We start from the raw sequence: 24,308 nt of genomic DNA on the forward strand, positions 1-24,308 counted from the left end.
CTTCACGCGCCGCGCTCCGCACACGCCACCTCGACCTCGACGACGACGCCGCGCTCGACCCGGCGATAAGCCCCCTGGCCGCGGCCCGCCCTGCCCACGCCGCCCGACCCACCACCCGGCCCCGTACCGTCCCCGCGGCCCCGATGGCCCACCCCGTCCGGTACCCGGTCGGAGAACCACTTCGGGCAACGCTCGACCGGACGCAGCCACCGTTCACCGGGCACCGGCTCAGCGGCCCGGTACCCCACGATCGCCACGTGTATCGACCGGACACGCCCCGCCAGCCGCGGCGTCCCGGGGCCGATCTCCGGCGACCCACCGTGCAGCGTGGCCACCCGCAGCAGTCCCCGCTCGTCCAGGCAGTCCGCCCAGACCGCCGCGTCCGCCGCCGGGACGCTTTCGAAGACCAGCGGCCACGCGACCTCGTCCCCCACCGAGAACGGCGTGCCGCAGCACTCCATCTCCCAGTCGCGGTGGAACACCCGTACCGTCCGTACCGCGCCCGTATCCGTCATGGGCCCAGACTGCCCGGAACCTCCCGCCCGCCGCCCGTCGTTTTCCGTGCACGGCCGCCCCGCCCGCGGATACGGTCATGGCTGCCCGTAACGGCACCGCACACCGACACCGAGCCCCACGGCAACACCCAGGAGCCCTCCACCATGACCACATCAGCCCAGCGCACCGACCGCCGCGTCAGCCCGGTCTTCCTCGCGCTCGTCGCCGTCATGGCGGTGTCGGGATGGGCCGTCTGGACGGGACGCCTCGCGGCGAGCCCCGGCTTCGCCGTCTTCCTCTTCGTGGTCTCCGGCTGGATCGTCTCGCTCTGCCTGCACGAGTACGCGCACGCCCGCACGGCGCTGCACAGCGGCGACATCTCCATCGGCGCCAAGGGGTACCTCACCCTCAACCCCCTCAAGTACACCCACGCGCTGCTCAGCATCGTGCTGCCGGTGATCTTCGTGATCATGGGCGGCATCGGCCTGCCGGGCGGCGCGGTCTTCATCGAGCGCGGCCGTATCCGGGGCCGCTGGCGGCACAGCCTGATCTCGGCGGCCGGCCCCCTCACGAACATCCTCTTCGCGGCCGTCGTCTCGGCCCCCTTCTGGCTGGGCGCCATGGACGGCGTCCCCGCGCAGTTCCGCTTCGCCCTCGCCTTCCTGGCCCTCCTCCAGGTCACCGCCGCCATCCTCAACTTCGTCCCGGTCCCCGGCCTGGACGGCTACGGCGTCATCGAGCCCTGGCTCTCCTACAAGATCCGCCGCCAGGTCGAGCCCATCGCCCCGTTCGGCCTGCTCGCCGTCTTCGGCCTCCTGTGGATCCCCGGCGTCAACGCCGTCTTCTTCGACGCGGTCGACGCCATCCTGCGCACCCTCGGCATCACCAACTGGGACACCTACTTCGGCCAGCAACTGTTCCGCTTCTGGCAGGGGGAGCCGCAGGTGCCGTAAGGGGCGGCGGAGAGGATGCCGGGCAGCCGCCGCGCGACCGAGTCGTAGCGGTCGGCTTGGTAGAGCGCGTGTGCTTCCTCGATGTCCTGGAGCAGCGGGCCGCGGGGCACCTCTTCCTCGGGCGGCCCGGTCATGTCGACGAGCCCGACGGGCGGCAACAGATGGCGGCGGAGATCCAGCAACTGCTGGCGGCTGGGACCGTCGTCCCGTATGGGTTCCGGGCTGGCAGGCGGCGCGAACAGCATCGCCGTTTCGACATCCAGGGCTGCCGCGAGCTGCGCCAGAGTTTCGACGCGGGCCACGCCGCCCTGCTCCAGCTTGCGTACGGCGCCGGGGGACACCCCGGCCGCCTCGGCCAGTCGCTCCTGGCTCCACCCCAGGCGACGGCGGTGTTTGCGGAGGTTGGACGAGATCTCCGGAGACATGGCATCACCTACCTCCGGCATCAGGGTAGGGGCTCTCGCGGGCGCCGGGTCCCGCGAGATCCCGCGACGACGGGGCCGGAGCCCGGCAGGCCCTCAGCCGGCCACCGAGGCCGCCGCCCCCTCGCGTCGCTCGCGGTCCATCTTCGCCTTGCGGACGTAGAACCACGCCATGTTGCTGGAGATGCCCGCCATCAGGATCCACACGATGCCGAGCCAGCTGCCCTGGACGAACGAGACGACGGCCGCGGCGACGGCGAGGGCGCAGACGACGAGGGCGAAGACGGCGAGGCGGGGCATGGGGTCGGCTCCTGTGCGTGGGGGTATGGGGTTTTCCTCCAGTGTCCACCATGGGCCCCGGCGACCGGTGTCCGGGCCGGACGGCCGGGCCGGAGGGGGCGGCCCGCCGGGGCCGCCCCGGGCCGGGCGGGTCAGTCGCCGTCCGCTCCGGTGACGTGACGGCGCGCCTCGCGTCGCGCCGCGTGGCGCTGCTTGCGGTTGCCGGTCCTGACGTACCGCTGCCACTCCTTGACGCAGCCGCGCTTGTGGCAGCCCGCGCAGCAGGTGGAGCCGAGCAGGATCATGCCGGGGTGTTCCCACCGGCAGCGGGTGTCCGCGGGCTTCCGCGTCGGGCGCGGCGGCAGGTCGCAGGGGCCGTGGCGGTGGTCGTGGACCGGGCGGGGGCCGTGTTCCGCGTGGCGTATCCACAGGGGTTTCGTCTTGTCCGTACGGGACATCGCGTTCCTTCCGGAACCCGCCGCCCGTGCTCCGGACTGTCCGGGCGGGCGGCCGGGGCAACCACCGCATGGATCACGCTCCTTCCCTCGCCCGCCGTACCGGGCGCCATGCCCTCCACGGAAGTGGACAGCCTTGCAGGATATCGAAGAGCGCTGAATACGGGCAAGGGAGGAGCGTCGGCAGGCCGGCCCGGCCCGTGGTTACACGTCCGTGAGCCGCAGCCCCGCGTGGGCCTTGTAGCGCCGGTTGGTGGAGATCAGGTTGGCGACCAGGGACTCCACCTGGTGCGCGTTGCGCAGGCGGCCGGCGAAGACGCCGCGCATGCCGGGGATGCGGGCGGCCAGGGCCTGGATCTGGTCGGTGTCGGCGCGGGACTCGCCCAGCACCATCACGTCGGTGTCGATCTCTTCGATCTCCGGGTCCTGGAGCAGGACGGCGGAGAGGTGGTGGAAGGCGGCGGTGACCCGGGAGTCGGGGAGCAGGGCCGCGGCCTGTTCGGCGGCGCTGCCCTCCTCCGGCTTGAGCGCGTAGGCGCCCTTCTTGTCGAAGCCGAGCGGGTTGACGCAGTCGACGACGAGTTTGCCGGCCAGCTCTTCGCGGAGGGACTGGAGGGTCTTGGCGTGGCCTTCCCACGGGACGGCCACGATGACGATGTCGCTGCGCCGCGCGCACTCGGCGTTGTCCGCACCCTCGACGCCGTGGCCCAGTTCACCGGCGGCGGCCTGGGCGCGCTCCGCGGCGCGCGAGCCGATGATCACCTTCTGGCCGGCCCGGGCGAGCCGGTAAGCCAGGCCGCGTCCCTGGTCGCCGGTGCCGCCGAGGACGCCGACGACGAGGCCGGACACATCGGGGAGGTCCCAGGGGTCCCTTTTGAGCGCCTTCTTGGCTTCGGTGGCGACATTCACGGGCTGCGCGTCGTTACCGGTCCGCGCATCGTCAGGAGTAGTCATGACAGCGATACTGTCACGCCTTCACGCTGCCCTCGGTGAGCCCCGTACGCCAGTACCGCTGCAGGACGGTCATCAGCACCATCAGCGGCAGTACGGACAGGAACGCGCCGCCCACCGTGTACTGGTACAGCTCCGGCCGGCGGTCCGCGTACCCGGTCCAGGCCGTCAGGCCGAGCTGGATCGGATACAGGTCGGAGTCGGAGAGCATGACCAGCGGCAGGAAGTAGTTGTTCCAGATGTGGACGAACTGGAAGAGGAAGACGGTGACCAGGGCCGGGGTCATCAGACGCAGGCCGAGGCCGGCGAAGATACGGGCCTCGCCCGCGCCGTCGATGCGGGCCGCTTCCAGGAGCGCGTCGGGTACGGCGGCCGCCGCGTAGATCCGGCAGAGGTAGACGCCGAAGGGGCTCACGACGCTGGGGAGGAGCACCGCCCAGTAGGTGTTGGCGAGGCCCATGGAGCTGAAGAGGAAGTAGAGGGGGAGAGCGAGGGCGGTGCCGGGGATCAGGACGCCGGCGAGGACGAGGTTGAAGACGGCTTCGCGGCCCGGGAACGGGAACTTGGCGAGCGCGTAGCCGGCCGCCGCGGACAGCAGGGTGGCGGCGAGCGCGCCGACGCCCGCGTACAGGAGCGAGTTGGTGAACCAGCGGACGTAGATGCCGTGGTCGTAGGTGAGGACGTCCCGGAGGTGTTCCAGGGGGCGCGGGTGGGCGAACCAGAAGCCGAAGGTGCCGAAGAGGTCGGCGCTGTTCTTGGTGGCGGAGACGACGAGCCAGTAGACGGGGGTGAGGAAGTAGAGCGCGGCGACGGTGAGGAGTGAGGCGGTGATGACGCGGTAGCGGAGGGGTGGGCGGATGGCGCTCCCGGCGGAGGGGCGCGCGGGGCGTCCGGACGGCCGTACGGAGGCGTCGCGTGCGGAGGCGTCGCGGTCGGCGGCCCGGCTCACCGGTCGCTCCCGTCGCCGCGCTGCCCGACCAGCCGCAGGAAGCCGAACGACAGCACGCAGGCGACCAGGGCCAGCAGCACCGCCTCGGCCGCCGCGACGTGCTGGTTGTTGCTGACGAACGCCTCGCTGTAGGCGTGCAGGTTGGGGGTGAAGCCGGAGTCGATGGTGGCGGCGAGGGGCCGGAGCACCATCGGCTCGGCGAACAACTGGAGTGTGCCGATGATGCTGAAGACGGTGGTCAGCACGAGCGCGGGCCGGATCAGCGGGATCTTGATGTGCCGGGCGAGGTGCCAGGCGTTCGCGCCGTCGATGCGCGCCGCCTCGTACAGCTCGTCCGGTACGGCTTTGAGCTGGGAGATCAGTACGAGCATGTTGTAGCCGGTGAACTGCCAGGTGACGATGTTGGCGATGGACCACAGGACGGTGTCGCGGGCGAGGAAGTCCACGTCCCAGCCGAGCGATCCGGCGATTTCGACCAGCGGGCTGATGCCCGGGACGTACAGGAAGCCCCACAGGATGGAGGCGATGACGCCGGGGACGCCGTACGGCAGGAAGAACGCACTGCGGAAGAACGTGATGCCGCGCGCGCTCGCGCTCTCCAGGAGGAGGGCGAGGACGGTCGCCAGGGCGATCATCAGCGGTATCTGTACGACACCGAAGAGCAGGACCCGGCCGAATCCGGTCAGGAAGCGGTCGTCGGCGAGCGCGTGCGCGTAGTTGGCGAAGCCCGCGAAGACCTCGCGCTCCTGGCCGCCGAGGCCGAGCGGGCCGGTGCGCTCGGTGCGGTGCAGGCTCTGGTGGACGGCGTAGCCGATCGGGGCGACGAAGCAGAGGAGGAAGAGGAGGAGGAAGGGCAGGACGAAGGCGGCCGCGGCGCGGGCGTTGCGGGCTTCGGTCCGCGTGAGCCGGGTGAGCCGGATGTGACGCGTGCGCTGTGCGCTCCCGGTGACGGCCCGGCCCCGGCCGGTTCCGCTCACCCGCCGCTCTCCACCTTCAGGCCCTTGCCCCGCAGGTCGGAGACGGTCTGTGCCTGTACGGCGCGGAGCACGGAGCGGAACGAGCCGCCGCTGTCGAGCGCCTCGGTGAACGCATCGCCGAGCCGCTGGTAGAGGGTGTCCACGCCCGGCCCCCACTGCCAGCCGGTGTCGACGTGCGCGCCCGCGTCCGCGAAGATCCTGCTGTACGCCTGCCCGCCGAAGAAGTCCCGGTGGACGTCGAGGTCGGCGGTGGCGTAGCCCTTCTTCGCACTCGGGAAGCCGTAGCCGCCGTCGATCAGCAGCGCGATGGACTTCGGGTCGGTGTTGAGCCACAGGGCGAAGTCCAGCGCGTCCTTGGGGTAGGAGGCCTTCGCGAAGACGGCGGTGGTCGAACCGCCCCAGTTGGCGTGCGCGTCGGCGCCCTTCCGCCATTGCGGGAGGGGCGCGGCGCGCCATTTCCCCTTGGTGCCGGGCGCGTTGCCCGCCAGCAGCGCGTCGCCCCAACTGGCGCCGATCCAGGCCGGGATCGCACCGGTCTGGATGTCCTTGTACCAGGCGTTCTGCCGGTCCGGGATCGTCTTGACGAGCTTGCGCCGGACCAGCGACTCCCAGTAGTCGGCGACCTTGCGGGTGGGCTCGTCGTCGATGTGCACGGTCCAGGTGTCGCCCTGGGCGGCGTACCACTCGGCGCCCGCCTGCCAGGCCAGCCCGGCGAAGCGGTTGCCGTTGGCGGGGGCGAACGTCTCGATCCAGGCGCCCTGCCGGCGGATCGCCTTCGCCGCCTCCTCGTACTCGTCCCAGGTCTGCGGGAGCTGGATGTTCCACCGCTCGAAGAGGTCCTGGCGCAGGAAGAGCCCCATCGGGCCGGACGCCTGCGGGACGGCGTAGACGCCCTTGCCGAACACCGACTGCTGCCACTGCCAGCCCACGAAGCGGTCCTTGTAGCGGGCGGCGCCGAGGGCCGACAGGTCCATCAGGGCGTTGTCGAGCAGGAAGCTGGGGACGACGGGGAACTCGATCTGGGCGAGGTCCGGCGGGTTCCCGGCTTTGACGGCGGCGTGCATCTTGGCGTACTGGCGGCCGTCCACGGCGGACACCGTCTCCACCTCGACCTGCACGTCAGGGTGCTCGCTGTTCCACAGGTCCACCGGCTTGTCGATGCCCGGCACCCAGGACCAGAACGACAGCGTGATCTTCTGGCCCTCCTTGCGCTCCTGGGGCGCCGCCTGGTCACCGTCGCCGTCGCCGCAGCCGGCCGGCGTGAACCCGGCGGCGGCCGCGGCGGCCCCGCCGAGCAGGGCCCGGCGGCGGAGGCGGCCGTGCCCCCGGCCCGGCCCCCGGCCGCTGTCGTACGTACCGGTGCTCATGCCAGCTCCTCCACGGGGATGCGGCGGAAGGTGATCGTCGAATAGGCGCTGAAGTCGCCCGTCTCGTAGAGCAGGCCGACGGTCGCGGCGTCGATCCGTACGAGGTCGCAGTAGGCGGCCGGGAGCCCGTCGACGGTGTGCGCGGGGCGCCAGGTCAGGCCGCGGTCGCGGCTGGCCCGTACGGTCATCAGGGCGCGGGCGTCCGGGTCGGCGGGGCCGGAGAAGAGCAGCACGTCGGGCTCCCCCAGGTGCAGCGCGCTGCCTTCGACGACGGGCCCGGTCAGTCCGGCCTGCGGACGGAACGGCCTGATCAGGCGCTCGCCGGCGTCCGCGGGGGCGGAGTGGGCGTCGGCGCGGTTGCCGGGGGCCGGGGAGTCGTTGCGCGTGTTGAAGTAGAGCGTGCCGTCGGGGAGTTCGGCGGCGGTCGTCTCGTTGGCGTTGATGTAGCCGTTGGGGTTGCTGTCCGTGTAGCCGATGCGCCAGTTCGCGCCGCCGTCGTCGCTGAGCAGGACGTGGCCGCCGTTGTAGCGGCCCTCGGTGCCGTCGTCGCCGGAGACGGTGGGGGCGATGGAGTGGTTGGCCGGGACGACCAGACGGCCGGCGCGCGGTCCGTGCCGGAGCTGGAGGGCGTGTCCGGGGGTGGTGGCGTACCAGCGCCAGTTGGCGCGCTTGGTCTGCGCCGTGATCTCGCGCGGCGGACTCCAGGCGGCGCCTCCGTCGTCGCTGTGCTGCACCCAGACACGCCGCCCGTCGGCGGCGGACACCAGGCCGCGGCGGATGCGGTCCTCGGTGGCCGTGGCGGCGCTGCGTACGTGCACCAGCAGGACCCGGCCGCCGTCCAGCACGAGCGGGGCCGGGTTGCCCGCGGTGCCCGTGCCGTTGCGGGCGACGGTCTGGAGCGGACCCCAGGTGCGGCCGCCGTCGGTGGAGCGTTTCAGCACGATGTCGATGTCGCCGTGGTCGGCGGCGCTGTGCACCCGGCCTTCGGCGAAGGCGAGCAGGGTGCCGGGGTCGGTGCCGGAGCCGGGGTCGGCGGCAGAGCCGGGGCCGGTGTCGTCGGCGCTTGCGGGGCGGATGCTGACCACGGCCGGGATGCGGAAGCTCGCGTAACCCTCGGACCCGGCACGGAACGGAACGGAAGTCTGGTGAGCCATGGGTCCTCCCCCGGCAGACCGGACGTAGGACGTCCTCTGTCAGCGTGACCATAGGGAGCCCCCAACTGACCGTCAAGGCGCGGCACACGGATGGCGCGGGCCGCCACCCGACCGCGTCACCACGGCGCCCGGAGCACCGGAAAGCCACCTTCCGGACACCTGGCGTCCACCCCGCTCCGCACGACGCCGAGCAGCCGTCGCTGCACGGCATCCGGGAGGGCGCGCGCCACGCCTGGCCGCAAGGAGCCGCGCGACCGGCCGGCCGACATCGAGCTGCTGTCGTACTCGGTCGGGCCGCGGCTCGGCCAGGTCCGCTCGGGCGGTGTGGCGGCCGTCGCGTCCGTAGGGACGTCGGTGCGGGACGTCCGCACGGACGTCGGTGTGGGCGGGCAGGCCGGATCCGGGGCGCGCGCCCGGTCCGCCCCGGCCCGGGACCGGCCCTGCCCTGTCAGGCGGACCCTTCCGCCCCCGGGCCCTGCCCCTTCTCCTGCCCCTTCTCGTGCCCTTTCTCGTGCCAGCGGGGGTCGGTCTCCCACTCCAGATTGCGTTCGCGGGCGGTCTCCATCGCGTGGGCCGCCTCCTCGCGCGTCGCGTACGGGCCGAAGCGGTCGGCGGCGCGGCACTCGGGGCCTTCTTCGACCGTTCCGTGCTTGAGGCAGTAGTACCACTCGCCGGGCTTGCCGGCCGTCCGCCTCTTGAACAGCGCCATCACGTCTCCTGTCTGCGACACCTGTGCCGCCATCCTGCCCGATGGGCCACGGATACACTCGCTGGCATGTCTGGCCAGTCGCTTCTTGTCCCGGGGACGATCTCCCCCACCCGCCCCGTACCCGCCTCCGTCCCGCGTCCCGAGTACGTGGGCAAGGCCGCGCCCACCCCCTATACGGGCCCGGAGGTGCAGGACGCGGAAACGATCGAGCGGATGCGCGTCGCGGGGCGGATCGCCGCCCAGGCGATGGAGGAGGCCGCCAAGCTGATCGCTCCGGGTGTGACCACCGACGAACTGGACCGGGTCGCCCACGAGTTCATGTGCGACCACGGCGCCTACCCCTCCACCCTCGGCTACCGTGGCTTCCCGAAGTCCCTGTGCTCCTCGGTCAACGAGGTCATCTGCCACGGCATCCCGGACTCGACCGTCCTCCAGGACGGCGACATCGTGAACCTGGACGTGACCGCCTACATCAACGGCGTGCACGGCGACAACAACGCCACGTACCTGTGCGGCGACGTGGACGAGGAGTCCAAGCTCCTGGTGGAGCGGACCCGGGAGTCGCTGAACCGCGCGATCAAGGCGGTCAAGCCGGGGCGGCAGATCAACATCATCGGCCGGGTGATCGAGTCGTACGCCAAGCGGTTCGGCTACGGCGTCGTCCGCGACTTCACCGGCCACGGGATCAACTCGTCGTTCCACTCCGGCCTGATCGTCCCGCACTACGACAGCCCGCACCACACCACCGACATCAAGCCCGGCATGACCTTCACCATCGAGCCGATGCTGACGCTGGGCACCCACGAGTACGACATGTGGGAGGACGGCTGGACGGTGGTGACGAAGGACCGCAGGCGCACCGCCCAGTTCGAGCACACCCTCGTCGTCACGGAGACCGGGGCGGAGATCCTCACCCTCCCGTAGCGCCCGGCGTTCCGGCCCCCGCGCCATTCCGGCCCCCGCGGCTTCCGCCTTCCGCGCCGCGGGGGCTTTCGTCGCGGGGTTTTTACCGACATGATGTCGGGAAGGTTTCCGACAGGCCGTCGGGAACGGGTTGACTTAGGTAAGCCTAACCAACCACAATCTGTTCCCGTACGCTCCCCATCGGTCCCCGGAGGTCCGTCTTGGCCGCGCCCAGCTCGACCCCGTCCGCGCACTCCGCCGCATCGGTGCCGTTCTCCACCCTGATCCGCACCGCGTCGCACGAGCAGCACGCGGAGGCCGAGAACTCGTCCTTCATGGGCGACCTGCTCGGCGGCAAACTCGGTGTCACGGCCTACCGGCGCTACACCGAGCAGCTGTGGTTCGTCTACCGCGCGCTGGAAGGCGCCTCCGAGGCGCTCGCCGGGGACCCGGTCGCCGGGCCGTTCCTGCGGCCGGAGCTGAGCCGTACGGCGGAGCTGGAGCGGGACCTGGCCCACCTCGGCGGCCCGTCCTGGCGCGCGGGCCTGGAGCCGCTGCCGGCCACCGCCGCGTACGCCGACCGCGTCACCGAATGCGCCGGCCGCTGGCCCGCCGGTTACGTCGCGCACCACTACACCCGCTACCTGGGCGACCTCTCCGGCGGCCAGATCATCCGCGGCACGGCCGAGAAGACCTGGGGCTTCGCCCGCAAGGGCGACGGCGTGCGCTTCTACGTCTTCGAAGGCATAAGCAACCCCGCCGCCTTCAAACGGGAGTACCGCGAGCTGCTGGACGCGCTGCCGGTGGACGACCTGGAGAAGCAGCGGGTGGTCGACGAGTGCAAGCGCGCCTTCGCGCTCAACACGGCGGTCTTCCGTGAGCTGGGGGAAGAGTTCCCGCTGAGCGCGTGAGCAGACGGACGGGACCCCGGGTCCCGTCCCCGTCCCGTTCCGGCCCCCGTCAGGGCGCTGTCCGTACGGGCACGACACGGCCGCCCAGCGCGATCGTGCCGTCCGCGTGCGGGCGCGTCAGGATGCGGGAGCCGGTGCCCTGGCGGACGTCCAGGGCCCGGCCGAGTTCATGGGTGAGGGTGAGCGCCGCCGCACCGGTGGCCTCGTCCTCCACGATGCCGTCACCGCGGCGCGGGAAGAAGCGGGCGCGTACCGTGCCCGCGCCGCGGTCCTGCCACGCCCACACGTAGAGCGGGCCGTCCCCGGGCGGCGGCCCGGTCAGCGCCTCCACGTCCGCCACCGTCGCGTACTCCTGCGTACGGCGCCCCGTGGACCACTCCGGCCGCCCGCGCACCCAGACGACCTCCCCCTCGTAGGTGACCGGCACCTCGCCGGCTCGCGGGTGCAGCGCGGCCACCGGCTGCCCGAGGTGCCGCAGGAGCCACGCCGTCCCGACCAGCGGATGCCCGGCGAAGGGCAGCCGCACGCTGGGGGTGTGGATGTCGAGCCGTACAGCGGCCGCGCCGTCGGCCACAGCTTCATCGGCGTCCGGCGCCTCCACGAACACCGTCTCGCTGAAGCCGAGTCCGGCGGCGAGGGCTTGGCGCGCGGCGCTGTCCGCTACGGCTGCTCCGTTCCGTACGACGCCCAGGGGGTTGCCACCCCAGCCGTCCGGGCCGCAGAAGACGCGTACGACGTGCAGTTCGGGAACCTCTGGCGCTGTCATGACCGTTATTCCATCGCGCGTGCGGCGGTAGCGGGCCACCGGGGGGCGGGCGCGCCACCACGCCGAAGTACCCGCCGCGCGGAGGCATGCGCGGCGGGTACGGCCGGCCCCTGGGCCCGGGGCGCGCCTGTGTGGGGTGTGGGGACGCGGCCCCTGGGGTGCGGAGCCCGGGGGAAGTGGGGGGGTGGGGTCCGGAGGGAGGGTTACAGGGCGGTGCGGCGGCGTACGGCGTAGGTGGCGGCGCCGCCCGCGACGATCAGGGCACCGGCCACGCCCGCCAGCGCGCCGTTGGGCACCGTGGCGCCGGTCGCCGCGAGTGAGCCGCCCGCGCCGCTGCCACTGCTGAAGCTCGCGGAGCCACCGCCGGCGCTCCCGGAGCCGCCGGCGGTGACCGAGGAGCCGGACGCGGCGCCGTCCGCGGGCAGTTGGGCCTTGGGGTCGACCGTCACGGCGGCCGTCACCGGGTCGAGGGCCTGGCCGGGCTTGTACATGGCGTCGAACGCCTTGGACCCTGCGGCGGTCAGCGTCGCGGGCACGTTCTTGAGGGTGACGACACCGTTCTTGACGGTGAGGGCGCCGGCGGGAATCTTCAGGTCGGCCACCGCCATGCCCGGTGTGTCGGTGACCTTGCCGGTGGCGCGCGCCTTGGCCGAGACGTCCGCGATCAGCGTGCCCTTGGTGCCGCTCGCCGTGACCTTGAGGTTGCTGAACTTCAGGTCCAGGACACCCTCGTGGCCGGTGAACCGGACCGAGCCGTTGAACTGGGCGGCCAGGGCGGCCTTGGCGGCGTCGTACGTACCGTGGCCCTTGGGGAAGCGGTAGCCCGCGGCGGAGGTGACGGCGCCGCCCGCGAGTTCGGCCTTGCCGTGCGCGATGGGGCCGGCGATGTATTCGCGGAAGGACTGCTTGACGCCCCAGTCGAGGGTGCCGTCGAGCACCTTGCCGGCGGCGGCAGCGGACGCGGCGGCGCCCGAGGCGGGGGCGGTGACCGCCTTCCGGTCCGAGGAGCCGGTGCCGGAACCGCTGCCCGAGCCCGAAGCCGAAGCCGAGTCCGGCCCCGAGCCCGCGTGCACACCCTGCTTACCGCCGGCCTGCTCCCCCTTCTTGCCGTCCTTGCCGTCCCCGCTGCCCTGGCCGTTCCCGCTGCCCTGGCCATTCCCGCCGCTCTGGCCGTTCCCGCCCGGTGCGGGCCGCGCCGGCTTCCCGGGCGTGCCCGCCGGGGTCACCGTCAGCGTGGCCGGGTCGAGTTCCTGGCCCTCCTTGTACATGCCGTTGAACGCTTCGGCGCCCTTGGCGGTCAGCTTCACCGGGATCTTCGCGAACGTCATCGCGCCGCCCGTACCGCTGCCCGGCCGCACCGCCGACAGGTCGAGCGAGGCCAGGGACACGTCGTCCTGTGTCCTGCCCGCCGCCGTGACGTCCGCGGTGATGGCACCCGACGTGCCCTTCGTGGCGACCTTCAGGTCCGCCAGTTCGATGTCGAAGCCGTGCGCCTTCGAGGTGAAGCGGACGCTGCCCTTGAAGGTGGTGGCGACGGCGTGGGTGCTCATGTCGTAGGTGCCGCTGCCGCTCGTGAAGGTGAACGGGCCGTTGTCCGGCGCCTGCCGCGCGCCGTCGGCGGTGGTGATCCCGCCGTGCGCCATGCCCGTGACGTACTTGCGGAAGGACTCCTTGACGCCCCAGTCGAGCGTGCCGTTCTTCAGCGGGATCTTCGGCGCTGCCGTGCCGGTCGCGGGGGCGGCCGCGGCGAAGGACGGCAGGCACAGGGCCGCGGTGGTGGCGGCGGTGGCGACGGCTGCCGCGAGGGCGAGCGGACGGCGTATGGCGGCCATGGTCGGTGGCTCTCCTTGGTGGGTGGGGGTGCGGTGGGGGTGTGCGGTGGATCAGTCCTGCGGGGGCGCCGAGGGGGCCGTACGGCGACGGCGGGCGCGCAGGACGGGGAAGGCGGCGACGGCGACGAGCAGCACGCCGGCCGAGATGAGGAGGACGACGGTGCGGGTGGCGCCGTCCGAGGCGGGCGCGGTGGGCGCGGCCTGCTCGGGGGCGGCCTGCTTCGCCTGCTTCCCGTCCGCCGCCGCGGCCTTGGGGTCGGTGCCGAGGTCGGGGAGGGCGGGCAGCGTGGCCTTCGGGTCGACGGCGACCGCGAGGGAGACGGGGTCCATGTCCGTGCCCTCCCGGTACAGGCCGCCGAACGCCTTCGCGCCGCCGGCGGTGAGCCGCGCCGGTGCCTCGGTGAGCTTGATCAGGCCCTTCTCCGGCGTGAGCCGCTTCGCCTCGAAGGTGGCCAGCGGAGTGCCCTCGGTGGTCCTGCCGTCGTGGGTGACGTCGGCGGCGAGGGTGCCACGGCCGTCCCGCACCGTGACCGAGACGGCGGTGAGGGTCAGGTCCAGATTCTCGCCGGTGAAGTGCAGCTTTCCCACGAAGTCGGCGTCCAGGGTGCCTTTTCCGGCGTCGTACGCGCCCTTGCCGCGCGGGAAGCGGAAGAGCGCGCCGCCGTCCTGGGCTCCGTCGGACAGCCGCCACCTGCCGTGGGCGAGGTTGCCGGTGACGTACTCGCGGAAGGTGCGGCGGACGCCCCAGTCGACGGCGGCCTCGGTGAAGGTGCCGCGCCGGGCGTCGCCGCCCTCGGTGCCGTTGTCGTCACCGTCGCCGTCGCCGGAGGCTTCCGGACCGGGCGCCGGGCTCGGCCCGCCGTCCGCGCGTACGTCGGCGGACAGGCTCACCGGATCGAGTCGCGTGCCTTCCGTGTAGTACCCGGCGAAGGCGCGGGCGCCCTGCGCGGTCAGCTTCGCGGGGACGTCGGTCAGCGCGATGGGCGTACCGCCGCCCCGGGTGTCGACGCCGCCGAGTTCCAGCGTGGCGAGCGGTACCCGGGTGGCCGTGGTGACGCGGCCGGTGCCCTTCTCCTTGCTGGTCATGTCGGCGAAGAGGGTGCCGCGGCCGTCGGCGACGGTGACCCGGGGGCGGCTGATGGTCAGGTCCATCTCGTACGAGCCGTCCGGCTTGCGGTGACCGGTGAAGTGGACGCCGCCGGAGAAGCCGGCCGTCAGGGCGCCGCTGTCCGGGTCGTAGCTGCCGGTGGCGGAGTGGAAGCGGAACCGACTGTCGCCGACCGTCGCGGCGCCGCCGTTCACGGTCCAACTGCCCTGCGCGATGGGCCCGGTGACGTACGACTGGAAGGAGGACTTGATGCCCCAGTCCAGCCGGCCGCCCGCGACCGTGCGGGCCGCCGCCTGGGCGGGATCCGCAGGCAGCGCGGGGAGCAGCGTACCCAGCAGCGCCGTCAGGAAGGCGGCGGCGAGCACGCGGGCGCGGCCGTGTGTACGGCCGCGGGCCGGTCTGAACGGCAGCATCGAGGACCCCTCCGAGATCTAGCGGTTAAGGTAAGGCTAACCTAAGCTAAGCGCGACCGAAGCGGAACCCCGGGAGTCACCCGGCCCCCCGCCCGCGCCACCGGACCCGGTCAACTGACGTACACAGAAAGGCGGGACAGTGACAGCAACCTTCCGGGAGCAGGGGAGCCGGCGCCTGTCACGCCCCGCCGCGGCACTCGCCGCCACCCTGGCGTTCGCCCTCGCACTCGCCGGCTGCGGCGACGGTACGGACACCGCCGCTCCCCCGGCGAAACCCGCGGCCCGGCCCGCCGCCGACCGTGTGGAGCCGCTGTCCGGGCCCGCGCCCCGGCCCGAACTGCCCGCGACCGTACGGTCTGCGGACGGTCATGACGTGACGGTGCGCAAGACCGACCGGATCGTGCCGCTCACCGGCTCCCTCTCCGAGATCGTCTTCTCCCTCGGGCTCGGTGGCCGGGTCGTCGCACGCGACATCACCGCCACCTTCGAACAGGCGACGAAGCTGCCCGTGGTGACGCGCGCGCACGACGTGTCGGCGGAGGGCGTGCTCTCGCTCAAACCCGACGTGGTCCTCGCCGACACCACCACCGGACCGGCGGAGGCCGTCGGCCAGATACGCGACGCCGGTGTCCCGGTCGTCACGTTCAAGCCCGCGACGGGGCTCGCCGACGTGGACACCCGGATCGACGCGGTCGCGGCGGCCCTCGGCGTCCGTACGGCGGGCGACGCCCTCAAGGCCCGGACCGACCAGCGGATCGAGGCCGTCCGCAAGAGCATTCCGCACGGCGGCACGGAAGCGGCCGACCGCCCCCGGGTGGCCTTCCTCTACTTGCGCGGCTCCGCCTCCGTCTACCTCATCGGGGGCGCCCGCTCCGGTGCCGGCTCGCTGATCGAAGCGGCCGGCGGCATCGACGCGGGCAAGGAGTCGGGCCTGACGAAGGACTTCACACCGATCACGAGCGAGGCACTCGCCAAGGCCGCGCCGGACGTCATCCTGGTGATGACCAAGGGCCTGGAGTCCGTCGGCGGCATCGACGGGCTGGTGAAGATCCCCGGCGTGGCGCAGACACCGGCCGGGATGGACCGGCGGGTGGCCTCCGTCGACGACGGTGTGCTGCTCAACTACGGGCCGCGCACGGACGCGGTCCTGCGGTCCCTGATCCAGCAGATCCACGCCAAGGGGAAGTGAGATGACGCCACTCCCCCGGACGGATACGGACGCGGACGCGGACAAGGACGCGGACGCAGGCACGGACAAGGGCGCCGGCACCGGTACAGGCACGCGTACGGCCCCGGCCCCGGACCCGGCGCCCGGCGAAAGAACGGACGCCCCCGCACCGCCACCCCCGCACCGCTTCCCCCGCACCGCCCTCCTGACCACCGGCCTCGCCCTCGCGCTGCTGGCCGGCTGTCTGCTCTCCGCCGGGCTCGGCGCGTACCGCATCCCGCTCGGCGACGTCCTCGGCTCGCTGCTGCACCATCTGCACCTCGGCGGCGCGGAGCTGGACCGGGTCGGCGAGAGCGTGCTGTGGAACGTGCGGCTGCCGCGCGTCGTGCTGGCTCTGCTCGTCGGCTCTTCGCTCGGCTGCGCGGGCGCCCTGATGCAGGGCGTGTTCGGCAATCCGCTCGCCGAGCCGGGCGTCATCGGCATCTCGTCGGGCGCGGCGGTCGGTGCCGTCGGCGCGATCGCGCTGGGTCTCGGTTTCCTGGGCATGTGGACGGTCCCGGCCTGCGCCTTCGCCACCGGTCAGCTGACCGTCCTGGTCGTCTACGCGCTGTCCCGCTCGGGCGGCCGTACCGAGGTCGTCACGCTGATCCTCACCGGCATCGCGGTGAACGCCTTCGCGGGCGCGCTGATCGGCCTGTTCCTCTTCTTCGCGGACAACGCGCAGGTCTCGCAGATCACCTTCTGGCAGCTCGGTTCGCTGTCCGGGGCCGTCTGGCCCAAGGTGCTGGCGGTCCTGCCGTGCGCCGTCGCCGGGCTGGCCGTCGCTCCCTGCTACGCCCGCAAGCTGGACCTCCTGGCGCTCGGCGAACGCCCCGCCCGGCACCTCGGTGTCGACGTGGAGCGGCTGCGCGTCGTGCTGATCCTGGTCGTCGCGCTGCTCACTGCGGCGGCCGTGGCGGTGGCCGGCGTCATCTCCTTCGTCGGCCTGCTCGTGCCGCACCTGCTGCGGATGGCCGCCGGTCCGGGGCACCGCTTCCTGATTCCGGGCAGTGCCCTGGGCGGCGCGCTGGTGCTGGTCGTCGCCGACCTCGCCGCCCGCACCGTGGCCCAGCCCGCGGAACTGCCGCTGGGTGTCCTGACCGCCCTGTTCGGCAGCCCGTTCTTCTTCTGGCTGCTGCGCAGGACCCGTCGCAAGCAAGGGGGCTGGGCATGAGCCGGGGCCGGATTCCGGTGATCGGTACGTGGTTCGGCGGGCGCTCCAAGGCGCTCCCCGCCCCCGTGTCCGCGGGGACGGCGTACGCGCGGGCCGACGGTCTCGGCGTGCGGCTGGGCGGCCGTACGGTGCTGGACGGCATCGGCCTGGAGGTGACCGCCGGCCAGGTGCTGGCGCTCGTCGGGCCGAACGGCGCCGGCAAGTCCACGCTGCTGGCCGCGCTCGCCGCCGACCTGCCCGCCACCACCGGCGAGGTACGGATCGACGGCCGCCCGGCCACCGCCTGGACCGCACCCGAACTCGCGCTGCGCCGGGCCGTCCTGCCACAGTCCGCCGCGCTGTCCTTCCCGTTCACGGTGGCGGACGTCGTACGGATGGGCCGCGCGCCCTGGGCGGGCACCCCGGGCGAGGACGAGGACGCGGCGGCCGTCGCGGAGGCGATGGCAGCGACCGAGGTGACCGGCTTCGCCGGCCGGCCGTTCTCCGCGCTGTCCGGCGGCGAACGTGCCCGCGTCGCACTCGCCCGTGTCCTGGCGCAGCGCGCACCCCTGCTGCTGCTCGACGAGCCGACCGCCGCACTGGACCTGCGCCACCAGGAACTGGTGCTGCGGCTCTGCCGGGAGCGGGCGGCGGCCGGGGCCGCGGTGGCGGTGGTCCTGCACGACCTGGGGCTGGCCGCCGCGTACGCGGACCGGGCGGCCCTGCTGCACGGCGGGCGGCTCGCCGCGCAGGGCCCGCCCGGCGAGGTCTTCGGCGCCGAGTTGCTGAGCCGGGTCTACCGGCAGCCGGTCGAGGTGATCGGGCATCCGCGCACCGGCGTTCCCCTGGTCATGCCTTTGCGTGAAGCCTGAACCGGCCGGTGCCCCGGCGCGGCCCGTCCCCTGCCCCCGTCCGCGCCCCGGCACGGCCGTTGCGTCCCTTAATGGCCGGTGGGGCCGGGCGTCCGGCAGGTCACGGTGCGGATGCTGTTGCCGGTCCCCGCGCCCGCCCGCTCCCCCGCCCCCGGTAGGGTTGCGCCGAATCTCGCCACCCCGGCGGCCGCCCAGGCCGCCCCGGCCCCGGTCGCCCCGAAGGAGCCCGAGCCCCATGACACGCAGGTCGCCGTTCCGGGTGCCCGTAGCGCTGACCGCCGCGAGCGCGGCGCTGCTGACGCTGAGCGGGTGCATGACCGTGCACGGCGAACGGGAGATGCTGCCGGCGGTGTCGAAGGACGAGGCCGCCACGGCGCTCCAGCAGTTCGTCGACGGCTTCAACACGTCCAACACCAAGCTGGACCCGAAGGTGAACCCGACCTACGAGACGGACTCGCTGCTCGCCGTCGACCAGGCGCTCACCAAGGCGGGGCAGGCGATCAGTCCGCAGGGCAACCCCAAGTTCCCGCCGCTGAAGCTGACCAGCCCGACGTTCACCGTGCCCAAGCAGGCGGGCTGGCCGAAGGTGTTCCTGGCGGACGCGGTCAGCAACCGCAACAACACGCGGTGGTTCCTGGTCTTCACCCGGGACGCGGTCGGCGCGAAGTGGAAGGCCAGCTATCTGTCCTCGCTGGCCGACGCCGAGATCCCGCAGTTCAAGACGGACCAGGACGGCTTCGCCGAGGTGGTGCCGGCCGACGCGAAGGACTCCGGGCTGAAGATCGCGCCGGGCAAGCTGGGCGCGGCGTACGCGGCGTACCTGGACACCGGCAAGGGCGACACCTTCGCCCCGGGACCGCACACCGACCGGTGGCGGGCGCTGCGCGAGCGGCAGGGGCGGCAGCCGGGCTCCCGTATCCAGTACGAGGACCAGGCGTCCCCGTACGCGCCGGTCGCGCTGCGCACCAAGGACGGCGGGGCGCTGGTCTTCTTCTCGACCTACTACCACCAGCAGAAGACGGTCTCCGCGGGGTCGCGGATCAGCATCGGCCCGGAGCTCAAGGGGATCATGGAAGGTCCGGCGAAGCCGTCCGACCGGATGACCTTCACGACCCTGTCGGAGCAGGTGGTGAAGGTTCCGGCGGCGGGCGCCGCCGGGAAGGTCGGTGTCCTGCACCGGCTGGAGGCGAAGACCTCCGCGAAGTCGCTGTAGGCGGGACGCGCGTCGCCGGAAGCGGGACTGCGCGTCGCTTCAGGCGGGACCGTACGTCGCTGGAAGCTGGACCGCACGGGTTACGGGACGCCGGGCGTGGGTCCGGCGGGTCCGGCGGCCGTACCGCGGACCCGGTCGCGGGACGGGCGTCAGCGGCCGATCGGCCAGGCGGCCGCTTCGTGGTCGTGGTCGGGCTGCTGGTCCGCGTAGGCGGCGCAGGCGTCGGTGAGCGACTCCAGCAGCGTCAGCGGGTCCGGCACCGGCCGCTCGGGGCCGCGCAGCCAGGACACCGCGGGCTGGTCACCGGGCAGGCGGGAGGGCGGCAGGAGGACGTAGCTGCCGCGGCAGTGCCAGCGCAGGCCCGGATGCTCGTCCATGGTCTCCGGATGGCAGTCCAGCTCGCAGGGCCACCACTCGTCCTCGTCGTCCGGGGTGCCGCGGGTGGCGGTGAAGAACAGCATCCGGCCCTGTCCGAGCGCCGCGCCGCTCAGCGCGACCGGGCCGACCTCGATGCCGGCCGCCTCCAGCCGCTCCAGGGCGCTGCGGCCCGCCTCGGCGGGGACGTCCAGCACGTCGTGGGCGATGCCGGTGGCGGTGATGAAATTGGCCTGCGGATAAGCGCGCGCCCAGCCGGCGACCTTCTCGCGGTCGGTGCTGGCGACGGTCTGCCAGCCGAAGGAGACGGGGTGCCGCCCGGGCGTGGGACAGCCGATGCGCTCGCAGGAACAGCCGTAGCCGGAGGGATGCGCGGCGGGGGCGAGCGGGAAACCCGCGTCGGCGACCGCCAGCAGCAGGTCCTCGCGGCCTTGCGCGGCCGCCGATCCCGTGTCCGTATCGCCGCCGTCCGAACCGCTCCTCGGCCGGCGAAGCCACTGGGAGAACCTGCTCTTGCGTTCCATCTATCCCCTCACTTCGAGCGGTGGTCTGGGATCAATGCTGCCACCATCCTCCTCTTCGGGTGACCGGAGTGCGGATCCGGGGTGACCGGAGAACGGGCGAATCCCACCAATACGGTCGGTTTCCACCCCACTTCGTTCACTTTCCTTTACCTTGCGCGCCCCCTGGGTGATCCCGGCACCTCACCCCGGAGTGCACCCGCGGGAGGGGCCGGCCAGAGGCGCGGGCGCGGATCAGACGGAGGCGCGCGGCCGCAGACCGGCGAGCACCATGTCGACCAGCGTGTCCACGTACGCGTACGTCAGCTCGCCGGTCCGCATCAGCCAGCGCTGGGAGAACGGGCTCAGCACCATCTCGGCCGCCACCCGCACGTCCACGTCCGGCCCGATCTCGCCCGCCTCCTGGGCGGCCCGCATCCGGTTCACGTACACCGCGATCCCGGGCTCCAGCAGCCGCTCGACGAAGCGCGCCGACAGCTCCGCGTCGTTCGCGCCGGCCGCCGCGAGCGCGCGGTAGGGGGCCTGCCACTTCTCGTCGTTGAATTCGTCGGCGGTGGCCCGCAGGACGAACTTGAGGTCGGCGGCGAGGTCGCCGGTGTCCGGCAGCCCGGCCTCGTACCCCTCGACGTCCTGGGTGAAGGCGTCGAGCAGGACGGCGGCCTTGGAGGGCCACCAGCGGTAGATCGTCTGCTTGCCGACACCGGCACGGGAGGCGATGCCCTCGATCGTGAGCTTCTGGTAGCCGACCTCGCCGACCAGGGTGAGGGCCGCGTCGAAGATGGCACGGCGGGAGCGTTCGCTGCGGCGGGAGGCGTCGGGCGCCGTCTTGTTGGCCATGCCCGGAGTCTACCGATCGGTGAGGCGAGACGTATCGTCTTGACAAGACGGTGCGTCTCGCCCAGACTCGGCATCGAGCGAGACGAACCGTCTCGTTGTTCGGCGGACGAAGGAGACGATCCCCATGAGCAAGGGAAGCGCGGGCAACCTGCTCGGCGTCGGCGGCACCCGCAGCAAGCTCTCCCGCGGCGCGCTGCGCGGCGGCCGGGGCGGCAACGGCGTGGGCGGCGGCACCGACCCGATGGCGCAGCGGCGCGCGCTGCTGCGCCGACTTCAGGAGCAGCGCGGCGCCGGAGAAACCCGCCAGGGGTGAAAACCACCCGATCGGATCACTGCGCAACAGGCTCCTCACGGAGGACGATTTGAGCGCGTACGCACCTCGTACGCCTCCGCGTCCCACCCACCGTGAGGAGCCTTCCTTGCGTACTGCCCGACGCAGCGCCCGGTTCCGGCGCTACCTGATGTGCCCGCCGACCCACTTCAAGGTCAGCTACTCCATCAACCCCTGGATGGACCCGGACAAACCCGTCGATCTGCCGCTGGCGCTGGCCCAGTGGGAAGTGCTGCGCGACCGCTACCGCGCGCTCGGCCACACCGTCGAGGAGCTGCGGCCCCGCCCCGACCTGCCGGACATGGTCTACACCGCGAACGGCGCCACCGTCGTGGACGGCCGGGTGCTCGGCGCGCGGTTCGCCTTCGAGGAGCGCCGCGGCGAGGCCGCCGTCCACGCCGCGTGGTTCCGGGACCACGGCTTCACCGAGGTCCGCGAGCCGGAGAACGTCAACGAGGCGGAGGGTGACTTCCTGGTCACCGCGTCGTGGCTGCTGGCCGGGCGCGGCTTCCGCAGCAGCCCGCTCTCGCACGCCGAGGCGCAGGAGTACTTCGGCCGCCCGGTGATCGGCCTGGACCTGGTCGACCCGCGCTACTACCACCTCGACACGGCGCTGTGCGTGCTGGACGACACGACGGACTCGGAGGTCATGTACTACCCGGGCGCCTTCTCGGCGGGCAGCCGGGCCGTGCTGGCCCGGCTCTTCCCCGACGCCCTGATCGCCTCGCGTGCGGACGCGGAGGCGTTCGGGCTGAACGCCGTCAGCGACGGGCGGCACGTCCTGCTGCCGCAGGCCGCGGTGGGACTCTTCGCTCCGCTCCGCGAGCGCGGGTACGAACCCGTCGGCATGGACCTGACGGAACTGCTCAAGGGCGGCGGCAGCGTCAAGTGCTGCACGCAGGAGCTACGGGCCTGACGCCCGCCCCCCCCCCGAGCGCGGGTGGAGCGGTCAGCCGGCCGGCCGCTCCCAGGCGTCGCCCCATTCGGCGTCGCGGGCGGCCTTGTAGCGGTCGCCGTGCCGTTTGGTGACCGTGTCGCGCCGCAGTCCCTGCTCCGTGCACAGGTCCAGCAGGACCTGTCCCTTGCGGAGCTGGGGCTTGCGGACGATCCGCGCCGGGGCGGCGGCCGCGCCGTCCACCGCGTCCGTGCCGCCCACCGCGTCCGGCCGCACCGCCGCGACATAGCTGAACTTCTCGTCCTCGTACGGCAGCGAGCCGCCCTTGACCTGGCGGTGCAGCGAGGAGCGGGCCACCCGGGCGGCCAGGTGGCACCAGTCCTCGCCCGGCACGATCGGGCACGCACCGCTGTGCGGGCACGGCGCGACGACGCGCAGACCGGCGTCGGTGAGCTGCTCGCGGGCCTCGCGGATGCGCAGATAGCCGTCCGGGGTGCCGGGTTCGATCAGGACGGCGGCCCGCGCGCCGGCCGCCGCCGCGACGACCGCCCGGCGGTCCTCCGGGCGCAGCTCGCCGAGCACGTACGAGACGGTGACCAGGTCCGTGCCCTCCGGGACCGTCATGCCCGCGCCGATGACCCGGCGCTGCCAGTCCGTGTCCGGCAGGACGCCGTCGGCCAGCTCGCGGCCCAGCTCCAGCGCCGGTTCGGCCCAGTCGTACACGGTCGTGCGGTGACCGTCCCAGGTGGCCGCGACCGCCCAGGTCGCGGCGCCGGTGCCGCCGCCGATGTCCACGTGGGAGGCGGGCGCCCAGCCGGGCAGCCGTGCCGCGAAGGCGTCCAGCGCGTGCCGTACGGCCTCGAAGGTCGCGGGCATCCGGTAGGCGGCGTACGCGGCGACATCCGCGCGGTCCCTGAGGACCGGGGCGTCGGTCGGTGTCCGGCCCCGGTAGTTGGCGATCAGCCGGTCGACGGCCCGCGCGGCCTGCGTGGGCGGCAGGCCGTCGAGCAGGCCGGCCAGTGCGGCGCGCAGTTCGTCGTGCATTCCCGCCATTTTACGGGGCCGGGGCGGGCGCCCCGACCCGTCTCACGGCGGGCCGGGACGCCCGGGACCCGCCGGGAGCCGCCCCGGGCCGCCCCGTCCGGCCCCCGGCGGGCCGCCGCCGTCCCGTACCGCCCGCGCCAGCCGGGTCGCGGCGGCCGCCCGCGGCGCGCTGCCCGCCTCGCGCCGCCGCGGATGGACGGTGTTGGCCAGCAGCACCAGGAACGTGTCGGTCGCCCGGTCCAGCACCAGGCTCGTACCGGTGAACCCGGTGTGCCCGGCCGCGCCGCGCCCCGCCAGCTCGCCCATGAAGTACGGCTGGTCCACGCCGAAGCCGAGACCCGGCGGGTCCAGCAGCAGCGCCACCGACTCCGCGCTCAGGATGCGGTCCCGGCCGTACGCGCCGCCGCTGAGCAGCGTCCGGCACAGCACCGCCAGGTCCTGCGCCGTCGAGAACAGGCCCGCGTGCCCGGCGACGCCGCCCAGCGCCCACGCGTTCTCGTCGTGCACCGCGCCGCGCACCATGCCGCGGTCGGCCTTGGCCCACGGCCGCCGCTGGTCCTCGGTCGCGGCCACGCCCTGCGGAGCCAGCGGCCCGAACGTGGTGCTGGTCATGCCCAGCGGGCCGGTGATCCCGCGGGCCACGAGGGCGTCCAGCCGCAGGCCGGTGAGCCGTTCCAGGATCAGCTGGAGGGCGATGAGGTTGAGGTCGGAGTAGCGGTACGTGCTGCCGGGCGGCGCGGCGGGCGCCGCCGCTTCCTCCCACAGCAGCTCCAGTTGGGCGGCGCGCCCCCGGCGCTCGTAGAACGGCAGCTCAGGGCGGAGTCCCGAGGTGTGGGTGAGCAGGCTGCGGACGGTGATGCCGGCGGCGAAGCCGGGCAGCCAGCGGCCGGCTGCGGCGTCCAGGTCCAGCAGGCCCCGCTCGGCCTGCTGGACGGCCACGATCGCGGTGCACAGCTTGGTCAGGGAGGCCAGGTCGAAGACGGTGCCGACGCGCATCGGCTCCCGGAGTTCCCGGGGCAGTTCCACCCCGCGGTCGTCCTCGGGGTCGTAGCCCGCATAGCGCAGCGCCCAGCCCGCCGCCTCCTCGGCGGCGACCACCGGGCCGCGCCCGGCGAGGACCACGGCCCCCGCGCACCAGGGCGCGGGCCCCTCGGTCGCCTCCCGTACGCCGTGGACCAGGCGCCGCATCCAGGCGGGGTCCAGCCCCGCGGCGGCG

General features: G+C 73.3%; 26 protein-coding genes. 9 read left to right on the forward strand and 17 right to left on the reverse strand.

Annotated elements, in window-relative coordinates:
* Nucleotides 1–2: 2 nt before the first annotated feature.
* On the reverse strand, nucleotides 3–515 hold the full coding sequence (locus ACZ4QV_RS04270; protein ID WP_361143326.1) for a DUF6578 domain-containing protein: 513 nt from the start codon (nucleotides 513–515) through the stop codon (nucleotides 3–5).
* Nucleotides 516–659: 144 nt separating this feature from the next.
* Between ACZ4QV_RS04270 and ACZ4QV_RS04275 the strand changes: the two genes are divergently transcribed.
* Complete coding sequence (locus ACZ4QV_RS04275; protein WP_361586855.1) at nucleotides 660–1,448, forward strand: site-2 protease family protein; 789 nt, start codon at nucleotides 660–662, stop codon at nucleotides 1,446–1,448.
* On the opposite strand, the gene ACZ4QV_RS04280 is transcribed toward ACZ4QV_RS04275, so the two are convergent.
* The 9 genes from ACZ4QV_RS04280 to ACZ4QV_RS04320 form a co-directional block, all read right to left on the reverse strand.
* On the reverse strand, nucleotides 1,394–1,873 hold the full coding sequence (locus ACZ4QV_RS04280; protein WP_361634877.1) for a helix-turn-helix domain-containing protein: 480 nt from the start codon (nucleotides 1,871–1,873) through the stop codon (nucleotides 1,394–1,396). The two genes, ACZ4QV_RS04275 and ACZ4QV_RS04280, sit on opposite strands and share 55 nt — an antisense overlap.
* 93 nt (nucleotides 1,874–1,966) lie before the next feature.
* On the reverse strand, nucleotides 1,967–2,170 hold the full coding sequence (locus ACZ4QV_RS04285; RefSeq protein WP_361143338.1) for a hypothetical protein: 204 nt from the start codon (nucleotides 2,168–2,170) through the stop codon (nucleotides 1,967–1,969).
* A 131-nt stretch (nucleotides 2,171–2,301) separates the two neighbouring features.
* On the reverse strand, nucleotides 2,302–2,607 hold the full coding sequence (locus tag ACZ4QV_RS04290) for a hypothetical protein (protein ID WP_361634880.1): 306 nt from the start codon (nucleotides 2,605–2,607) through the stop codon (nucleotides 2,302–2,304).
* A gap of 201 nt (nucleotides 2,608–2,808) precedes the next feature.
* On the reverse strand, nucleotides 2,809–3,558 hold the full coding sequence (gene npdG, locus ACZ4QV_RS04295) for an NADPH-dependent F420 reductase (protein WP_361143344.1): 750 nt from the start codon (nucleotides 3,556–3,558) through the stop codon (nucleotides 2,809–2,811).
* 13 nt (nucleotides 3,559–3,571) lie between these two features.
* Entirely contained in the window at nucleotides 3,572–4,414 is an 843-nt protein-coding gene (locus tag ACZ4QV_RS04300) for a carbohydrate ABC transporter permease (protein ID WP_361145187.1), read from the reverse strand.
* Between the two features lie 86 nt (nucleotides 4,415–4,500).
* Complete coding sequence (locus ACZ4QV_RS04305) at nucleotides 4,501–5,424, reverse strand: carbohydrate ABC transporter permease (RefSeq protein WP_361145190.1); 924 nt, start codon at nucleotides 5,422–5,424, stop codon at nucleotides 4,501–4,503.
* Nucleotides 5,425–5,477: 53 nt separating this feature from the next.
* The gene (locus ACZ4QV_RS04310) at nucleotides 5,478–6,848 is read right to left on the reverse strand and encodes an ABC transporter substrate-binding protein (RefSeq protein ID WP_361616231.1); all 1,371 of its coding nucleotides are present in this window, start codon (nucleotides 6,846–6,848) and stop codon (nucleotides 5,478–5,480) included.
* Entirely contained in the window at nucleotides 6,845–8,002 is a 1,158-nt protein-coding gene (locus ACZ4QV_RS04315) for a sialidase family protein (protein WP_361143350.1), read from the reverse strand. Before ACZ4QV_RS04315 ends, ACZ4QV_RS04310 begins: the two co-directional genes overlap by 4 nt.
* Nucleotides 8,003–8,450: 448 nt before the next feature.
* Entirely contained in the window at nucleotides 8,451–8,711 is a 261-nt protein-coding gene (locus ACZ4QV_RS04320; RefSeq protein ID WP_361586894.1) for a hypothetical protein, read from the reverse strand.
* A gap of 66 nt (nucleotides 8,712–8,777) precedes the next feature.
* Here ACZ4QV_RS04320 and map point away from each other — a divergent pair, with 66 nt between their 5' ends.
* A complete protein-coding gene (gene map / locus ACZ4QV_RS04325; RefSeq protein ID WP_031012085.1) occupies nucleotides 8,778–9,635 on the forward strand; it encodes a type I methionyl aminopeptidase in 858 nt (285 codons plus the stop codon).
* 200 nt (nucleotides 9,636–9,835) lie between these two features.
* Nucleotides 9,836–10,525: a biliverdin-producing heme oxygenase gene (locus ACZ4QV_RS04330; RefSeq protein ID WP_361586839.1), complete on the forward strand. Its 690-nt coding sequence runs from the start codon at nucleotides 9,836–9,838 to the stop codon at nucleotides 10,523–10,525.
* A gap of 49 nt (nucleotides 10,526–10,574) precedes the next feature.
* On the opposite strand, the gene ACZ4QV_RS04335 is transcribed toward ACZ4QV_RS04330, so the two are convergent.
* The 3 genes from ACZ4QV_RS04335 to ACZ4QV_RS04345 form a co-directional block, all read right to left on the reverse strand.
* The gene (locus ACZ4QV_RS04335; RefSeq protein WP_361586836.1) at nucleotides 10,575–11,291 is read right to left on the reverse strand and encodes a PhzF family phenazine biosynthesis protein; all 717 of its coding nucleotides are present in this window, start codon (nucleotides 11,289–11,291) and stop codon (nucleotides 10,575–10,577) included.
* Between the two features lie 203 nt (nucleotides 11,292–11,494).
* Complete coding sequence (locus ACZ4QV_RS04340) at nucleotides 11,495–13,123, reverse strand: HtaA domain-containing protein (protein ID WP_361586833.1); 1,629 nt, start codon at nucleotides 13,121–13,123, stop codon at nucleotides 11,495–11,497.
* A gap of 51 nt (nucleotides 13,124–13,174) precedes the next feature.
* A complete protein-coding gene (locus tag ACZ4QV_RS04345; RefSeq protein ID WP_361586830.1) occupies nucleotides 13,175–14,644 on the reverse strand; it encodes an HtaA domain-containing protein in 1,470 nt (489 codons plus the stop codon).
* Nucleotides 14,645–14,783: 139 nt separating this feature from the next.
* On the opposite strand from ACZ4QV_RS04345, the gene ACZ4QV_RS04350 reads away from it, so the two are divergent.
* The 4 genes from ACZ4QV_RS04350 to ACZ4QV_RS04365 all read left to right on the forward strand — a co-directional run bounded on the left by ACZ4QV_RS04350 (nucleotide 14,784) and on the right by ACZ4QV_RS04365 (nucleotide 19,089).
* The gene (locus tag ACZ4QV_RS04350) at nucleotides 14,784–15,833 is read left to right on the forward strand and encodes a heme/hemin ABC transporter substrate-binding protein (RefSeq protein WP_361586827.1); all 1,050 of its coding nucleotides are present in this window, start codon (nucleotides 14,784–14,786) and stop codon (nucleotides 15,831–15,833) included.
* A gap of 1 nt (nucleotide 15,834) precedes the next feature.
* On the forward strand, nucleotides 15,835–17,025 hold the full coding sequence (locus tag ACZ4QV_RS04355) for a FecCD family ABC transporter permease (protein ID WP_467762568.1): 1,191 nt from the start codon (nucleotides 15,835–15,837) through the stop codon (nucleotides 17,023–17,025).
* Entirely contained in the window at nucleotides 17,022–17,876 is an 855-nt protein-coding gene (locus ACZ4QV_RS04360; RefSeq protein ID WP_361143371.1) for a heme ABC transporter ATP-binding protein, read from the forward strand. The genes ACZ4QV_RS04355 and ACZ4QV_RS04360 overlap by 4 nt, the downstream gene beginning before the upstream one ends.
* A 235-nt stretch (nucleotides 17,877–18,111) precedes the next feature.
* Nucleotides 18,112–19,089: an SCO2278 family lipoprotein gene (locus ACZ4QV_RS04365; RefSeq protein WP_361143374.1), complete on the forward strand. Its 978-nt coding sequence runs from the start codon at nucleotides 18,112–18,114 to the stop codon at nucleotides 19,087–19,089.
* Nucleotides 19,090–19,238: 149 nt separating this feature from the next.
* Here the strand turns inward: ACZ4QV_RS04365 and ACZ4QV_RS04370 are convergent, their stop codons facing one another.
* The gene (locus tag ACZ4QV_RS04370) at nucleotides 19,239–19,988 is read right to left on the reverse strand and encodes a bifunctional DNA primase/polymerase (protein WP_125056680.1); all 750 of its coding nucleotides are present in this window, start codon (nucleotides 19,986–19,988) and stop codon (nucleotides 19,239–19,241) included.
* A gap of 231 nt (nucleotides 19,989–20,219) precedes the next feature.
* Entirely contained in the window at nucleotides 20,220–20,822 is a 603-nt protein-coding gene (locus tag ACZ4QV_RS04375; RefSeq protein ID WP_361143377.1) for a TetR/AcrR family transcriptional regulator, read from the reverse strand.
* A gap of 124 nt (nucleotides 20,823–20,946) precedes the next feature.
* On the opposite strand from ACZ4QV_RS04375, the gene ACZ4QV_RS04380 reads away from it, so the two are divergent.
* Together ACZ4QV_RS04380 and ddaH are read left to right on the forward strand one after the other, a co-directional pair.
* Nucleotides 20,947–21,135, forward strand: a complete 189-nt coding sequence (locus tag ACZ4QV_RS04380; RefSeq protein WP_361143380.1) for a DUF6243 family protein — start codon at nucleotides 20,947–20,949, stop codon at nucleotides 21,133–21,135.
* 106 nt (nucleotides 21,136–21,241) lie between these two features.
* A complete protein-coding gene (ddaH, locus tag ACZ4QV_RS04385; RefSeq protein WP_361143383.1) occupies nucleotides 21,242–22,069 on the forward strand; it encodes a dimethylargininase in 828 nt (275 codons plus the stop codon).
* Nucleotides 22,070–22,102: 33 nt separating this feature from the next.
* Here the strand turns inward: ddaH and ACZ4QV_RS04390 are convergent, their stop codons facing one another.
* Together ACZ4QV_RS04390 and ACZ4QV_RS04395 are read right to left on the reverse strand one after the other, a co-directional pair.
* Nucleotides 22,103–23,092 (reverse strand): small ribosomal subunit Rsm22 family protein, encoded by a 990-nt coding sequence (locus ACZ4QV_RS04390; protein WP_361143386.1) that lies wholly within the window; start codon nucleotides 23,090–23,092, stop codon nucleotides 22,103–22,105.
* 42 nt (nucleotides 23,093–23,134) lie between these two features.
* A complete protein-coding gene (locus tag ACZ4QV_RS04395) occupies nucleotides 23,135–24,280 on the reverse strand; it encodes a serine hydrolase domain-containing protein (RefSeq protein WP_361586817.1) in 1,146 nt (381 codons plus the stop codon).
* Nucleotides 24,281–24,308 lie beyond the last annotated feature (28 nt).

Source organism: Streptomyces sp. NPDC026394, assembly GCF_055567735.1.

What these genes read in the sequence shown, in the direction of transcription:
- ACZ4QV_RS04290 (WP_361634880.1), bottom strand. Translation starts at nt 2,607, where the DNA reads ATGTCCCGTACGGACAAGACGAAACCCCTGTGGATACGCCACGCGGAA.
- ACZ4QV_RS04270 (WP_361143326.1), bottom strand. Translation starts at nt 515, where the DNA reads ATGACGGATACGGGCGCGGTACGGACGGTACGGGTGTTCCACCGCGAC.
- ACZ4QV_RS04320 (WP_361586894.1), bottom strand. Translation starts at nt 8,711, where the DNA reads ATGGCGCTGTTCAAGAGGCGGACGGCCGGCAAGCCCGGCGAGTGGTAC.
- ACZ4QV_RS04365 (WP_361143374.1), top strand. Translation starts at nt 18,112, where the DNA reads ATGACACGCAGGTCGCCGTTCCGGGTGCCCGTAGCGCTGACCGCCGCG.
- ACZ4QV_RS04375 (WP_361143377.1), bottom strand. Translation starts at nt 20,822, where the DNA reads ATGGCCAACAAGACGGCGCCCGACGCCTCCCGCCGCAGCGAACGCTCC.
- ACZ4QV_RS04335 (WP_361586836.1), bottom strand. Translation starts at nt 11,291, where the DNA reads ATGACAGCGCCAGAGGTTCCCGAACTGCACGTCGTACGCGTCTTCTGC.
- map (WP_031012085.1), top strand. Translation starts at nt 8,778, where the DNA reads ATGTCTGGCCAGTCGCTTCTTGTCCCGGGGACGATCTCCCCCACCCGC.
- ACZ4QV_RS04340 (WP_361586833.1), bottom strand. Translation starts at nt 13,123, where the DNA reads ATGGCCGCCATACGCCGTCCGCTCGCCCTCGCGGCAGCCGTCGCCACC.
- ACZ4QV_RS04380 (WP_361143380.1), top strand. Translation starts at nt 20,947, where the DNA reads ATGAGCAAGGGAAGCGCGGGCAACCTGCTCGGCGTCGGCGGCACCCGC.
- ACZ4QV_RS04315 (WP_361143350.1), bottom strand. Translation starts at nt 8,002, where the DNA reads ATGGCTCACCAGACTTCCGTTCCGTTCCGTGCCGGGTCCGAGGGTTAC.
- ACZ4QV_RS04355 (WP_467762568.1), top strand. Translation starts at nt 15,835, where the DNA reads ATGACGCCACTCCCCCGGACGGATACGGACGCGGACGCGGACAAGGAC.
- ACZ4QV_RS04345 (WP_361586830.1), bottom strand. Translation starts at nt 14,644, where the DNA reads ATGCTGCCGTTCAGACCGGCCCGCGGCCGTACACACGGCCGCGCCCGC.
- ACZ4QV_RS04275 (WP_361586855.1), top strand. Translation starts at nt 660, where the DNA reads ATGACCACATCAGCCCAGCGCACCGACCGCCGCGTCAGCCCGGTCTTC.
- ACZ4QV_RS04390 (WP_361143386.1), bottom strand. Translation starts at nt 23,092, where the DNA reads ATGCACGACGAACTGCGCGCCGCACTGGCCGGCCTGCTCGACGGCCTG.
- npdG (WP_361143344.1), bottom strand. Translation starts at nt 3,558, where the DNA reads ATGACTACTCCTGACGATGCGCGGACCGGTAACGACGCGCAGCCCGTG.
- ACZ4QV_RS04395 (WP_361586817.1), bottom strand. Translation starts at nt 24,280, where the DNA reads ATGCGGCGCCTGGTCCACGGCGTACGGGAGGCGACCGAGGGGCCCGCG.
- ACZ4QV_RS04370 (WP_125056680.1), bottom strand. Translation starts at nt 19,988, where the DNA reads ATGGAACGCAAGAGCAGGTTCTCCCAGTGGCTTCGCCGGCCGAGGAGC.
- ACZ4QV_RS04310 (WP_361616231.1), bottom strand. Translation starts at nt 6,848, where the DNA reads ATGAGCACCGGTACGTACGACAGCGGCCGGGGGCCGGGCCGGGGGCAC.
- ACZ4QV_RS04280 (WP_361634877.1), bottom strand. Translation starts at nt 1,873, where the DNA reads ATGTCTCCGGAGATCTCGTCCAACCTCCGCAAACACCGCCGTCGCCTG.
- ACZ4QV_RS04285 (WP_361143338.1), bottom strand. Translation starts at nt 2,170, where the DNA reads ATGCCCCGCCTCGCCGTCTTCGCCCTCGTCGTCTGCGCCCTCGCCGTC.
- ACZ4QV_RS04360 (WP_361143371.1), top strand. Translation starts at nt 17,022, where the DNA reads ATGAGCCGGGGCCGGATTCCGGTGATCGGTACGTGGTTCGGCGGGCGC.